9 protein-coding genes, 5 tRNA genes and 1 pseudogene are annotated in these 13,196 nt (G+C 66.6%); 4 read left to right on the forward strand and 11 right to left on the reverse strand.

Annotated elements, in window-relative coordinates:
* Positions 1-5 precede the first annotated feature (5 nt).
* Complete coding sequence (locus AC3WMR_RS16390) at positions 6-257, reverse strand: MoaD/ThiS family protein (protein ID WP_492264157.1); 252 nt, start codon at positions 255-257, stop codon at positions 6-8.
* On the reverse strand, positions 238-726 hold the full coding sequence (gene moaC / locus AC3WMR_RS16395; protein WP_492264156.1) for a cyclic pyranopterin monophosphate synthase MoaC: 489 nt from the start codon (positions 724-726) through the stop codon (positions 238-240). The genes AC3WMR_RS16390 and moaC overlap by 20 nt, the downstream gene beginning before the upstream one ends.
* Before the next feature lie 242 nt (positions 727-968).
* Between moaC and AC3WMR_RS16400 the strand changes: the two genes are divergently transcribed.
* Together AC3WMR_RS16400 and AC3WMR_RS16405 are read left to right on the forward strand one after the other, a co-directional pair.
* Positions 969-4,718 (forward strand): DUF748 domain-containing protein, encoded by a 3,750-nt coding sequence (locus AC3WMR_RS16400; protein ID WP_492264155.1) that lies wholly within the window; start codon positions 969-971, stop codon positions 4,716-4,718.
* 74 nt (positions 4,719-4,792) lie between these two features.
* The gene (locus AC3WMR_RS16405; protein WP_492264231.1) at positions 4,793-5,677 is read left to right on the forward strand and encodes a dienelactone hydrolase family protein; all 885 of its coding nucleotides are present in this window, start codon (positions 4,793-4,795) and stop codon (positions 5,675-5,677) included.
* 109 nt (positions 5,678-5,786) lie between these two features.
* Here AC3WMR_RS16405 and AC3WMR_RS16410 read toward each other — a convergent pair whose 3' ends face one another.
* The gene (locus AC3WMR_RS16410; protein ID WP_492264230.1) at positions 5,787-6,212 is read right to left on the reverse strand and encodes a hypothetical protein; all 426 of its coding nucleotides are present in this window, start codon (positions 6,210-6,212) and stop codon (positions 5,787-5,789) included.
* Between the two features lie 246 nt (positions 6,213-6,458).
* On the opposite strand from AC3WMR_RS16410, the gene AC3WMR_RS16415 reads away from it, so the two are divergent.
* Together AC3WMR_RS16415 and AC3WMR_RS16420 are read left to right on the forward strand one after the other, a co-directional pair.
* Complete coding sequence (locus tag AC3WMR_RS16415; RefSeq protein ID WP_025137301.1) at positions 6,459-6,962, forward strand: peroxiredoxin; 504 nt, start codon at positions 6,459-6,461, stop codon at positions 6,960-6,962.
* An 89-nt stretch (positions 6,963-7,051) separates the two neighbouring features.
* A pseudogene (locus tag AC3WMR_RS16420) lies at positions 7,052-8,443 on the forward strand (MFS transporter); the annotation flags it as partial.
* A 163-nt stretch (positions 8,444-8,606) separates the two neighbouring features.
* On the opposite strand, the gene AC3WMR_RS16425 reads toward AC3WMR_RS16420, so the two are convergent.
* The 8 genes from AC3WMR_RS16425 to AC3WMR_RS16460 form a co-directional block, all read right to left on the reverse strand.
* The gene (locus AC3WMR_RS16425; protein WP_492264229.1) at positions 8,607-9,482 is read right to left on the reverse strand and encodes an EamA family transporter; all 876 of its coding nucleotides are present in this window, start codon (positions 9,480-9,482) and stop codon (positions 8,607-8,609) included.
* Entirely contained in the window at positions 9,479-10,570 is a 1,092-nt protein-coding gene (bioB, locus tag AC3WMR_RS16430) for a biotin synthase BioB (protein ID WP_492264154.1), read from the reverse strand. The genes AC3WMR_RS16425 and bioB overlap by 4 nt, the downstream gene beginning before the upstream one ends.
* A gap of 251 nt (positions 10,571-10,821) precedes the next feature.
* Positions 10,822-12,312 carry a PAS domain S-box protein gene (locus tag AC3WMR_RS16435; RefSeq protein WP_492264153.1) on the reverse strand — a complete coding sequence of 497 codons (1,491 nt, stop codon included), beginning with the start codon at positions 12,310-12,312 and terminating at the stop codon, positions 10,822-10,824.
* Between the two features lie 227 nt (positions 12,313-12,539).
* Positions 12,540-12,616 (reverse strand) — tRNA-Asp (locus AC3WMR_RS16440).
* 70 nt (positions 12,617-12,686) lie between these two features.
* Positions 12,687-12,762, reverse strand: a tRNA-Glu gene (locus tag AC3WMR_RS16445).
* Positions 12,763-12,796: 34 nt separating this feature from the next.
* Positions 12,797-12,872: transfer RNA gene (locus AC3WMR_RS16450), tRNA-Ala, on the reverse strand.
* A 105-nt stretch (positions 12,873-12,977) separates the two neighbouring features.
* Positions 12,978-13,054: transfer RNA gene (locus AC3WMR_RS16455), tRNA-Asp, on the reverse strand.
* Between the two features lie 62 nt (positions 13,055-13,116).
* Positions 13,117-13,192, reverse strand: a tRNA-Glu gene (locus AC3WMR_RS16460).
* Positions 13,193-13,196 lie beyond the last annotated feature (4 nt).

Consider the following 13,196-nt stretch of genomic DNA (forward strand, 5'->3'; position numbering starts at 1 on the left):
GGCGCTCAGCCTCCGGTGACGGGTTCGAACACCGCCACCTCGTCGCCCGCGCGTATCGGCGCCGACGGCTTGGCGTGGGTCTGGTTGATGGCCAGCTTCAGCCGCGCGGTCGGTGCCAGCTGCGGATAGCGTTCGCCCAGCGCGGCCAGCAGCTGCGAGCCGGTGGATTCGCCGTCCAGCGGCCAGGCTTCGGTCCGCTTGCCGACCAGTTCGGCCACGCGGGCAAAGTACAGCAGATTAATCGTTGCGCCATTCACCGCTTTTTCCTCCCGCCTTGTACTTCAGGCGTACCTGTTCGATCACGATGCCCTTGTCCGCCGCCTTGCACATATCGTAGATGGTCAGCGCGGCCACGCTGCAGGCCGTCATGGCTTCCATTTCGACACCGGTCTTGTAGCTGGTGCGGCAGGTCGCCTGGATGTCGATGCGATGCGCGGCGTCGTCCAGCGAGAATTCCACCCCCACGAACGACAGCGGCAGGCTGTGGCACAGGGGAATCAGCTCGGCGCAGCGCTTGGCGGCCAGGATGGCGGCCACGCGCGCGGTGTTCAGCACCTCGCCCTTGCCGCGGCCCGGCTGCGTCAACAGGCCATAGGCCACCTCGTTCATGCGGATGCTGGCGGCGGCGACGGCCACGCGCTCGCTGTCCGTCTTGGCGATCACATCGACCATACGGACCTGGCCGGCTTCATCCAGGTGGCTCAAGGTGGGGGTGGGCGTGGACATGGGAATCGGGGACCGAGAATTGTTAATGATTGAAAAGCCTGGCCCCGGCGGGCCGTGGCGGGGCCATTGATACGCCTATGATAACGAGGGTTTATCGGCCCGGCCTTGCTGAAGAATAAAAGCACCTTATGTTTTCATGCCCCTGCGGGGGCATTTTGCTTTTCGGGATGGGCCGCAAAAAGCACCCCACATTTGCTCGAAGGACGCGATAATGGCCTTCAATTCGTATCAGGAGACGCGTAATGCCCTTGCGGATGCCCAAGTTCCGGTTCACCCGCCGCTTAGGCAAGATTCTCTTGGGCGTCGTGGCCGTGGCGCTGATCCTGTGCGGCGTTGCAGCATGGCAGGTGCCCAAGGTCCTGCAGGATGTCCTGACCCAGGACGTCGCCAAGATGATCGGCCGCGACGTCTCCGTCGGCAAGATCACCTTCAATCCCTTCACCCTGACCGTGCGCGCGCGCGATCTCGCCGTGGCCCAGCCCGGCTCGCAGACGCCGCTGCTCACCGCCGCCGAACTGAACGTCAGCGCCGCCTGGTCCTCGCTGTTCTGGTTCGCGCCCGTGGTCGACCGCTTCACCCTGCGCTCGCCCACCGTCTCGATCGTGCGCGAGGACGTCACCCGCTTCAATTTCTCCGATATCCAGCAGCGCGTGGCCGAAATGACGGCCGCCAAGCCCGAAGAGCCGCCCAAGCCCGACGAAGGCCCGCCGCGCTTCTCCCTGAACAACATGGTGATCGAAGGCGGCGTCGTCACGCTGGACGACAAGGTCACCGGCCGCAAGCAGGTCATCGACGAGCTGGCCGTGGGCGTGCCGTTCATTTCCACCTTCGGCTACGCCACCGACATCGACGTGCAGCCCCGGCTGCACCTGCGCATCAACGGCAGCCCGTTCGACCTGACCGGCGTGGCGCGGCCCTTCGACAAGGTCCCGTCATCGACCCTGCGGGTGGCCTTCACCGGCCTGCAACTCGAAAAATGGGCCGACGTCTGGCCCATGCCGCTGCCCTTCAAACTCGAACGCGCGTTGCTCGACTCCAACCTTCAGGTCGTGTTCGAACAACCCAAGGACGCTCCGCCCAAGATCCGCGTCGTCGGCGACCTGGGCCTGCGCCAGTTCGACCTGCGCGACACCGCCGGCGAAAGCCTCGCCGCCTGGAGCGCCCTGACTGTCAGCCGCCTCGAACTCGAACCCATCGCCCGCCAGGTCTACGTCGGCGACGTCGGCCTGTGGGCCCCGCAAGTCTATGCCCGCCGCTATAGCAACCAGCACCTGAACTGGCAGGACGTGGTCGACAAGCTCAAGGCGCTGGGCGGCCCGGCCCCGGCGGCCAAGCCCGCTACCGCCAAGCCCGGCGCGGCAAAGGCTGACGCGCCCAAAGTCGAACCCGCGAAGACCGACGCCGCCAAGCTCGATGCCGCCAAGCAAGCCCCCGCCAAGGTAGCCGCGGCACCGGCCGGCGCGGCATCGGCCGCCGCGGCATCGGCCGCCGCGGCATCGGCCGCCGCACCCGCCGCACCCGCCGCAGAAGCCGGGAAGGGCGCCGCTCCCCCAGCCGGTACGCCCGCCGCCGGTATGCCCGCCGCTGGTACGCCCGCCGCTGGTACGCCCGCCGCCGGTACGCCCGCCGCCGGTACGCCCGCCGCCGGTATGCCCGCTGCCGGTACGCCCGCCGCCGGTATGCCTCCCGCCACCGACGGCACCCCGGCCACCCCCGCCGCGCCTGCCGAATGGAAGGTCACGCTCGACGCCTTCAACATCCACGAAGGCGAGCTCTACGTCACCGACGCCATCAGCAAGCTCGACTACGCCATGACCGGCCTGGCGGTCACCGTCGAAGGCGTGGCGCTGCCGCAGGTCAAGGACCAGCCCATCAACCTGTGGCTCACCGTGGATAACAGCACCGACGGCGGCTGGATTCGCGCCAAGGGGCCGCTGGTGCTGCAACCCCTGTCGCTCGAACTGTCGGTCCGGCTGGGCAACGTCGCCCTGGCGCCGTTCGCCCCCGCCGTGCGCAGCCTCTCGCCCGTGCAACTGCTGGACGGCCGCCTTGGCCTCACCGCTCAGGTGCACGTCCTGGACAAGAACGGCGCCATCGACGCGTCCGCCACCGGCGTGCGCGCCGAACTGGCCCAATTCAAGGCTCGCGACGAAACGCTGAACCCGCCGCTGGACATCGCCCTGCAAAAGCTCGCCGTCACCGCCGACCGCCTGGCCATGGGCCCCGGCCAAAGCAACTTCACCCTGGCCGCCTCCGGCATCCAGGGCGACGGCAAGCTCGACCTCAAGGGCGTCTTCACCCCGCAGCCGCTCACCGTCAAGACCTCGGTGGACCTGGCTGGCTTGAACGTCGCATCCTTCGCGCCCTACGCCGCCTCCAGCCTGAACGCCACCGTGCGCGCCATCACCCTGGCCGCCAAGGGCGACGCCGAATTCGTCGCTGCCGCCGGCAACGCCCCCATGAAGGCCGGGTGGAAAGGCGGCGTCGACATCACCGACGTCGACCTGCAGGACCGCGTCAACAAAGACGACTTCCTGAACTGGAAGCGCCTGGCCTTCTCGGGCATGAACATCTCGGTGGCCGGCGACAAGATCGGCGCCGCCCTGGGCGACATCGCGCTCGACGACTTCTATGGCCGCATCCTGCTCAACGCCCAGGGCCGCCTGAACGTCATGGACCTCGTCGCCGCGCCTGGCCAGGCCGGCGGCTCCATCACCCAGGACACCCAGACCCCTGGCCGCAACGCCGCGCCACCCACCCCGGCAGCGGCCGCCGCGCCCAGCGCCAAGGGCGGCGGCATGCCCGACATCTCGCTCAACAGCGTCACCCTGTCGCGCGGCCGCATGACTTTCACCGACCGCTTCGTCAAACCCAACTACGTTGCCGAACTGTCCAGCATCGACGGTTCCATCACCGCCGTCTCGTCCACCAACCCGCAGCCCGCCAAGGTCAAGGTCACCGGCCGCGTCTACACCACCGCGCCCTTGTCCATCAGCGGCATCGTGCAGCCCTTCGCCAAGTTCCTGTCGCTGGACCTGAAGGCCTCCGCCAAAGGTGTGGACCTGCCGCGCTTCAACACCTATTCGGCCAAGTACGTCGGCTACCCCATCAAGCGCGGCAAGCTGTCCGTCGACCTGGAATACAAGATCAAGGACCGCGCGCTGCTCGCCACCAACCACGTGGTACTGAACCAGCTCACCTTCGGCGACAAGACCAACAGCCCCGACGCCACCAAGCTGCCCGTGCTGCTGGCCGTGGCCTTGCTCAAGGACTCGCGCGGCAACATCGACATCAACCTGCCCATCTCCGGCTCGCTGGACGATCCCGAATTCTCCGTCGGCGGCATCGTCGTGCGCGTGCTGCTCAACCTTGTCGTCAAGGCCGTCACCTCGCCCTTCAGCCTGCTCGCATCCGCCTTTGGCGGCGGCGAAGAACTGTCCTACGTCGAATTCGCCCCGGGCAGCGCCGCGCTCACCGAAGACTCGCTGCAGCGTATCGAAACCCTCACCAAGGCCCTGGCCGACCGCCCCGCGCTCAAGATGGACCTGAGCGGCCGCGCCGACCCCAAGACCGACATGGAAGGCCTGCGCCAAGCCTGGGTCGACGCCAAGATCCGCGCCGCCAAGGCCCGCGACGTCGCCCCCCGCGGCAAGAAGCCCGACCCCGCCGGCGTCGAGGTCTCCGGCGCCGAACGCGCCAAATACCTCGAAAAGGTCTATGACGACACCGACATCAAGGACAAACCCCGCAATTTCATTGGCATGGCCAAGTCCGTGCCGCCAGCAGAAATGGAGGAGATGCTGCGCGGCGTTGCCCAGGTGGGCGACGAACAGTTGCGCCAACTGGCCGACGCCCGCGCGCAAGCGGTCTATGAGAAGCTGCAAGCCCAGGAAGGACTCGCGGATCGCGTGTTCATCGTTGCCCCGCAACTGAACGCCGATGGCATCAAGGACGAGGGCCAGCCCTCGCGCGTGGACTTCTCCCTGAAGTGAACCCGGCGGTCCGCCGCGACGCCCAGTCAAGCAAACTGGCGTCCGGCAGCCCGCCCTTTGCCCGGAGATTCATGATGAAAGACCAGGACGCCCATTTCGACAGCCTGCTGCCGCCCCTGCGACTGGACCGGCGAGGCTTCATCGCCACCACCGTCGCCGCCGGTTTCTCCCTGGCCGCCGGCCCCGCCGTCGCCCAGACCGCCATCCACACCGACGCCAACGGCCTCACCGCCGGCAAGGTCGACATCCCCACCACCGACGGCAAGATGCCGGCCTACCGCGCCGCACCCGCCGGCAAGAAAAACCTGCCCACCGTCCTGGTCATCTCCGAAATCTTCGGCGTCCACGAATACATCCAGGACGTCTGCCGCCGCCTGGCCCACCTGGGCTACCTGGCCATCGCCCCCGAACTCTTCGCCCGCCAGGGCGACCCGTCCAAGTACACCGAAATCCCCAAGCTGCAAGCCGACATCATCAGCAAGGTCCCCGACAAACAAGTCGAAGCCGACCTCGACGCCACCACGGCCTGGGCCGCCGCCAACGGCGGCAGCGCCGACAAGCTCGGCATCGTCGGCTTCTGCTGGGGCGGCCGCCAAGTCTGGCTCTACGCCGCCCACAACCCCAAACTCAAAGCCGGCGCCGCCTTCTACGGCCAACTGGGCGGCGAACCCAGCGACCTCAAGCCCAAGTCCGTCCTGAGCCAGGTCAACGACCTCAAGGCCCCCGTCCTGGGCGCCTACGGCGGCAAGGACGCCGGCATCCCCCTGACCGACGTCGACAAGATGCGCATCGAACTCGCCAAGGGCCCCGCCGCCGCCAAGGCCTCCCGCATCGACGTCTACCCCGAAGCGCCGCACGCGTTCCACGCGGACTATCGGCCGAGTTACCGCAAGGCGGAGGCCGAACAGGCGTGGCAAAGAATGCTGGACTGGTTCAAGCAGAACGGACTGGGCGTCTGAAGCGACTATCCGGTTTCGAAACTCACCCCTTGCGGCACGCACCGAAGCCGCAAGGCCCCCGGCGCTTCGGGCGTCCCAAGAACTCAGCCCGAAGCCAGCAAAAACACCGCTACTTCTCCGCACTCTCCCCAGGCAACCCATCACTGACCTCAGCCAGAGCCGCCTTCATATCCTCATAGGAAATCACCCGCTCATTCTGAAAGCTGCCGAGCACCCCCCGGCAACCATCCACCCCCGAGCGCTTCATTTCCTCCATCATCGTCGTCCCGTCAGAAAGCCCCTTCTGATAAAGCCCGTCGTACCCCGAAGCAGAAAACCCATATTCCTTGGCATAGCGTTCAAGGTTCTTGCGGGAAGTCGTCTCGTGCTGCGCCAGGTCCGGTTCAGACGCCCCGCAAGCCCGGGCGGCGCCGTTGGACGCGCCCGCCGCCACCACGAACGATTCAAATTGCGCCTGCTCCGCCGCATCCGGAGCGGCCCAGGCCGGCGTGGCCGCGGCCATCATCCAGGCCAGGCCGATCAGTAATTGACGCATCGATATCCCTCCACAAAGCGCCCACCGCGCCGCATCTGCGCGATAGCCATTGATCACCGTCACATTATGGCAACGATCACGTTGCATGCCGTTTCATTGAAAGTGTGGAGTCGTATCAGACTGTGCTTCTTTTTTTCCCATTCCGGTCTGCCCGCCTGCAGCCGCCGCGCGCAAGAACTATGATGGCGGTTGTGGGGCGCCTTGCGCCCCAATGCAACCCCCCCATCACATACTGGAGATCTCCCCATGACCATCAAAGTCGGCGACCGCGTGCCCGATGGCACCCTGACCGAATTCATCGAAACCGAAAGCGAAGGCTGCTCCCTCGGCCCCAACGCCTTCCAGGTCGCCGACCTGACCCGTGGCAAGACCATCGCCCTGTTTGCCTTGCCCGGCGCCTTCACCCCCACCTGCTCCGCCAAGCATCTGCCTGGCTACGTCGAGCAAGCCGCCGCCCTCAAGGCCAAAGGCGTCGACGAAATCTGGTGCGTGTCCGTCAACGACGCCTTCGTGATGGGCGCCTGGGGCCGTGAACAAAAGACCGAAGGCAAGGTTCGCATGCTCGCCGACGGTTCCGCCCTGTGGACCAAGGCCCTGGGCCTGGAACTGGACCTGATCCAGCGCGGCATGGGCGTGCGCTCGCAGCGCTACTCCGCCCTCATCGTCGACGGCGTGGTCAAGCACCTGAACATCGAAGGTCCTGGCAAGTTCGAAGTCAGCGACGCCGCGACCCTGCTGTCGCAGGCCTGATGTTCCCCGCGTAGTCTCGTTTCACCGCTTAACGCGCGGGCCGCTCAAGCGGCTCGCCGCGCTACCGCCAGCAGCGGTTGCCCAACGCCATGCTCGCCACCATCTCCTCCTTCTCGTCGCTGTATTTCGCGACCCTGCTGATGCTCATCGGCACCGGTCTCTTCAACACCTACATGGGGTTGAGGCTCACTGCGCAGTCCGTCAGCGAGGTCTGGATCGGCACCCTCATCGCCGGCTACTACCTGGGCCTGGTGTGCGGCGCGCGTCTGGGGCACAAACTCATCATCCGCGTCGGCCACATCCGCGCCTTCGTTGCCTGCGCGGCCATCGCCACCAGCATGATCCTGGCCCAGACGCTGGTCGACTCCATGCCGCTGTGGCTGGTGTTCCGCGTCATCTCGGGCATCGTCATGGTGACCGAATTCATGGTCATCGAAAGCTGGCTCAACGAACAAACCGAAAACCACCAGCGCGGACGCGTCTTCTCCGTCTACATGGTGGTGTCCGGCCTGGGCACCGTGCTGGGCCAGTTGGCCCTGACCGCCTACGCCACCCTTGACCTGCGGCCCCTGACCCTGGTGGCCATGTGCCTGGTGCTGTGCCTGGTGCCCATTGCCGTCACGGCCCGCTCGCACCCGCCCACGCCGCTGCCGGCCGCGCTCGACATTCGCTTCTTCATGCGGCGCGTGCCGCTGTCCATGACCGTGCTGTTCGTGGCGGGCAACCTGTCGGGCGCCTTCTACGGCCTGGCCGCCGTGTACGGCGCCAAGCATGGCCTGTCCACCTCACAGGCTGCCATCTTCGTCGCGGCCGCCGTGACCGCCGGCCTGCTGTCGCAGTGGCCCATGGGCTGGCTGTCCGACCGCATCAACCGTGCCGGCCTGATTCGCTTCAACGCCTTGTTGCTGGTCGTGCTGCCCACCGTCATGTGGGGTTGGCTTACCTTGCCCTACTGGGCGCTGGTGGCCATGTCCTGCGTCTTCGGCATCCTGCAGTTCACGCTCTACCCGCTGGGCGCCGCCTTCGCCAACGATCACGTCGAGTCCGAGCGCCGCGTCAGCCTGTCGGCCGTGCTGCTCATGACCTACGGCGTGGGCGCCTGTGTCGGCCCCATGATCGCGGGCCTGTTGATGTCGCTGGCCGGGCCCAGCATGTACTACGTCTTCATTTCCGCCTGCGCGCTGATCCTGGTGTGGCAGGTGCGGCCCACCCGCGTCACCGGCGCGCACCAGGTCGACGAGGCCCCGGTGCATTTCGTGCCCATGCCCGACACCCTGCAAAGCTCGCCCGCTGCGGCAGTGCTCGATCCTCGGGTCGACGTCGAAAACGACCTCAACATCGAAATGGTCCAGCCCGACCCGTCGGCCGCGCCTGCGCCGGTCGAGGGGGCAGGCGCGGTCGATCCTCCCATTGCCGAGCCGGTGGCGCCGGTGGCCGACGCGGGGCAGGCATCGACCGCCGAATCGGCTGCTCAGCCTGCCGCAGGGCTTGCTGCCGAGTCGGCAGCCGAACCCGCGGCCGCGCTGCCTCCGATTGCCGGCGTGGTCTCGAACCCCGTGCCGACGCCCGCGCCCGAGCCGGATGCCAGCGACGACGAACGGGATCACGCCGAGGCAGAACGGCGCAAGCGCACCGGAACGTGATTCAGATGGGGGCCATCAGCACGATGGCCGCCAGCGCCAGCACCAGCCCCAGGCCGTTCCAGCGGGTCAGCGGTTCGCGAAACACCAGGGCGCCGACCAGCGTGCCCAGCGTGATCACCCCCATGTTCATGGACGCAAACACCAGTGCGGGGTGCTCGGGCAGCGCCTGGTGCGCCCGGATATAGGTCAGGATGTTGGCGAAGTTCAGGCCGCCCAGCGCCACGCCCGCCACCAGGTGGCGCGGCGCCCAGGCCACGCGGCGCCACAGTAGATAGGCCAGCGTCAGCACGCCCGCCAGCGTGAACGCCAGCAGCAGGCCGCCCGCGAACGCCGTGCCGGCGCGCGCCATCTGCTTGAACAGGATGTCCACCAGCCCATAGGCCACCCACACCGCCAGCGGCCAGAGCCACAGGGCGTGGGTATCCGCCAGAGATGATGCCGGCGCGTCAGGCCTGGCCGCCGTCCGGCGCAGCAGGAAGAACAACGCGCCGAACGCCAGCGCGATCGCGCCCAGCTTGCGGGCCGTGACCGGTTCGCCGAACAGCAGAAAAGCCGCCAGCAGCGGAATGAACAGCGACAACCGCTGCGCCGCATCGCTGCGCACCACGCCCGCGTGGCGCACGGCCAGCGCCATGGCCATGAAGCCGCTGGGCAGCAAGACGCCCAGCGCGGCCAGCACCAGCCAGGGCGTCTGCGGCGTCAGCAGCGCCGCAGGGTCGGGCCGCAGCACCAGCCAACAGAGCAGGGCGGCCACGGCGTAGTTCGCCAGGATGGCCTGGCGCACGTCCACCTGCCAGTGCCGCGCCAGCTTCAGCAGCGCGGCCACGCCGACGCTGCAGGCCACGCTGGCCAGCAGGTAGAACAGGCCCGGTGTCAGCGGCATGCGGGGGCGTCGTGCGCGCCGGGGTGGGCGCAGTCATGGGAATGCGTGTGAGCCGGGGCCGCGTGCAGGTCCTGGTGCGCGTGCGAGTGGCTGTGCGTGCCCGCGTCGATCCGCATGCCCAGGCGTTGCAGCAGGCGCTGGTCGGCTTCCATGCGCGGGTTGCCCGTCGTCAGCAGCACGTCGCCGTAGAACATCGAATTGGCGCCTGCCATGAAGCACAGCGCCTGCATCGCGTCGTCCATGGCCTCGCGGCCGGCCGACAGGCGCACCATGGCGCGCGGCATCGTGATGCGCGCCACGGCGATGGTGCGCACGAACTCGAACGGGTCCAGCGCCTCGACGTCGGCCAGCGGCGTGCCTTCCACCCGCATCAGGTTGTTGATCGGCACCGACTCGGGGTAGGGCTCCATGTTGGCCAGTTGCGCGATCAGGCCGGCGCGCTCGCGGCGCGATTCGCCCATGCCCACGATGCCGCCGCAGCAGACGTTGATGCCCGCGTCGCGCACGCGTTCCAGCGTGTCCAGCCGATCCTGGTAGGTGCGGGTGGTGACGATCTTGCCGTAGAACTCCGGCGACGTGTCCAGGTTGTGGTTGTAGTAGTCCAGCCCCGCGTCCTTGAGCTGCTCGGCCTGGCCTTCGCGCAGCATGCCCAGCGTGACGCAGGTTTCCAGGCCCAGCGCCTTGACCGCGCTGACCATCTCGGCCACGGCCTCCAGGTGGTGCGGCTTGGGGCTGCGCCAGGCCGCGCCCATGCAGAAGCGCTGCGCGCCGCCGGCCTGGGCCGCGCGGGCCGCGGCCAGCACCTCGTCCAGCGGCATCAGCTTTTCCGCTTCCAGGCCCGTGTCGTAACGCGACGACTGCGAGCAGTAGCCGCAATCCTCGGGACAGCCGCCGGTCTTGATCGACAACAGGCTCGACAGCTGGATGCCGTTCGGGTCGAAGTGGGCGCGGTGCGTCTGTTGGGCGCGGTGCACCAGGTCCATGAACGGCAGCTCGTAAAGCGCCATCACGGCCTCGCTGCTCCAGGCGGGCGGGGGCAGCGTCTTGGTCGGTTTGGGAACGGGGATGTAGGCGGTCTGCATGAACGGACTCTCCAGAGGGGCTTGCGGGATCGCGCCGCTCGCCTTGGGACGGCGGCTTGATCGGCGGATCGTAAGAACCTGCGCAGGGTTTGCGCAATCTGGCGTCAGTTCTGATTTTTAAAGGCGTGTTGCCGCCATTTTTATTGGAAATGGCGTTTTTTGAGGGTGTGGCTGCGCGAACGAGGCGGTATTTTCGCGCAGCCGTAACCCCCGATTATTTTGATTCAATTTGTAAATTCATCGCGTCGGGCTCAGGTTTTTCCCGTTTTGCCGCGTGCCCGGGGCTTTTCGTGGCCGGTGATGCCACGGTCGCGCGCCCAGACGATGGCCGCACTGCGCCGGTGCACGCCGATCTTGCTGTAGATGGTGGCCACGTGGTTGCGCACCGTGTTGCGCGACAGGCGCAGCTGCTTGGCGATGTCGTCGTCATCGTGCCCCTGGCACAGCAGCCCCAGCACTTCGCGTTCGCGCGAGGTCAGTTGCGCCAGTTCGGCCACGTCGCGGGTCGCAGGCGCGGGCGATCGCAGTTGCGCCAGCTTCTCGATGATGCCGCGGCTGAACCAGGACGTATCCTGCATCACGGCCTCGATCGCGGTCAGCAGCTCGGTCTCGTTGCGCTTGCGTTCGCTGATGTCCTGCATCACCAGCAGCACGCGGCGCTCGCCGCCGATCATGACCGGTTCGGCCGAGACCAGGCAATCCAGTTCGCCGCCGTCGGCCGCGACCAACTGGCTGTCGCGATTGCGCACGCTTTCGCCGCGCGCCAGGCTCTCGGCCATGCCTTCGAAGGGGCGCAACCCCAAGGCCGTCAGCTCCTGGCCGGCGGCGTCTTCGGGCGAGGCGCCGGTGGCCTGCGCAAAGGCATCGTTGATGTCCAGGGCGCGCAGCGATTCGCCTTCGCACAACGCCATGGGAACCGGCGCCAGGCGGAATGCCTTGGAAAAACGTTCTTCGCTTTGCTGCAGGGCCTCTTCGGCGCGCTTGCGCTTTTCCAGGTCGATGAAGGTGAACAGCATGCAGGGTTCGTCGTGCATGTCGATCGGCTGGCCCGCGACGATGACGAACTTGGCGCCGCCGTCGGTCAGTCTCAATACACCTTCGCGTTGGGTGATGGTCAGGCCGGCATTCAGCTTGGCCACCGCGTCGTCCTTGTCGTCGCCGCCGTCCAGCACATCCAGTTCATAGGCGGACTTGCCCAGCACCGCGTCGCGCGTCAGGCCGGTCATGTCCAGGAAGCCCTGGTTGACCTTCACGTAGCGCAGGTCGGACAGGCGGCAGATCAGGGCCGGGGCGGGGTTGGCGCCGAAGGTGCGCTCAAAGCGCTGTTCGGCGTTGAACTGATCGGTCTGGTCGTCCAGGATCAGCACGCGGTAATCGCCGCCGTCGCCTTCGAGAAGCAGGCCGCGCGCCCGGATGTTGCGCAGAAAGTCGGCGTCGTCCTTGCGCGTCAGGTCCAGCTGCAGGTCGTCGAAGGGCTCGGCCGCCGCCAGTCGGTCCAGCGGGTAGTGGCGGGCGGGTACGCGATGATGGTTGCGGTAGGTCAGGGCGAAGCGCTTGCGGTAGCCGGCCGGCGTCTGGCCCAGGCCTTGCAGCGTTTCGACGGCATGCAGCGCCAGAGCGCTGTCGTTGGCCCAGGCGATGGCGCCATCGGGCTCGATCAGGATGATGCCTTCGTTCAGGCCTGCGATGATGTGTTGCAGGTGTTGGCGGTGCGCGTGAGGAGCGGCATTGCTTGCGGTCACGTAAGCCTCTTTGCTTGGCGGGCACAAGCGCACAGGATGCGTTGGCAAGGCCGGCCTGTCCAGAGGATAAACGGACGAGACACACAAGGGAAAGGGTGCAGGGCGCTTGGCTGCGCCAAACAAAAAAGCTCCGGAATCCGGAGCTTTTGGCGGGCGCCTTCTGGCGCATTGCAGGGGTACCCCTGCGGAACAACTGGTCTCGCGAAGCGAGAAAAGCACAGCGTGCTTGGCGGAGCGGACGGGACTCGAACCCGCGACCCCCGGCGTGACAGGCCGGTATTCTAACCAACTGAACTACCGCTCCGCAGCGGCAAAATCAACGTGCGCAACACACTGCTTGTCAGGGCAGCTTGGTAAAACATGCCAGGGTGAACTGGCGTCCCCTAGGGGATTCGAACCCCTGTACTCACCGTGAAAGGGTGATGTCCTAGGCCTCTAGACGAAGGGGACTTGAACAGAACTACTTTACTGCGAACTGCTTCACTGGTGGAGGTAAGCGGGATCGAACCGCTGACCTCTTGCATGCCATGCAAGCGCTCTCCCAGCTGAGCTATACCCCCCAGAAGTCCCTGCTGTTCCATACTTCAAACAACAAGGCTTACACCCTTATAAATGCAAAAAGCTCCCGGAACGGAGCTCTTGAACGGCACTGCGTAGAGCAAACTTGGCGGAGCGGACGGGACTCGAACCCGCGACCCCCGGCGTGACAGGCCGGTATTCTAACCAACTGAACTACCGCTCCGCAGCGGCATACTCAACTACTGTGACACTTCAACTGCATTCACATACTGCTGCCAGTAAGACTGGCGTCCCCTAGGGGATTCGAACCCCTGTACTCACCGTGAAAGGGTGATGTCCTAGGCCTCTAGACGAAGGGGACTTGG

Source organism: Achromobacter sp. FW305-C-28 (assembly GCF_058783235.1).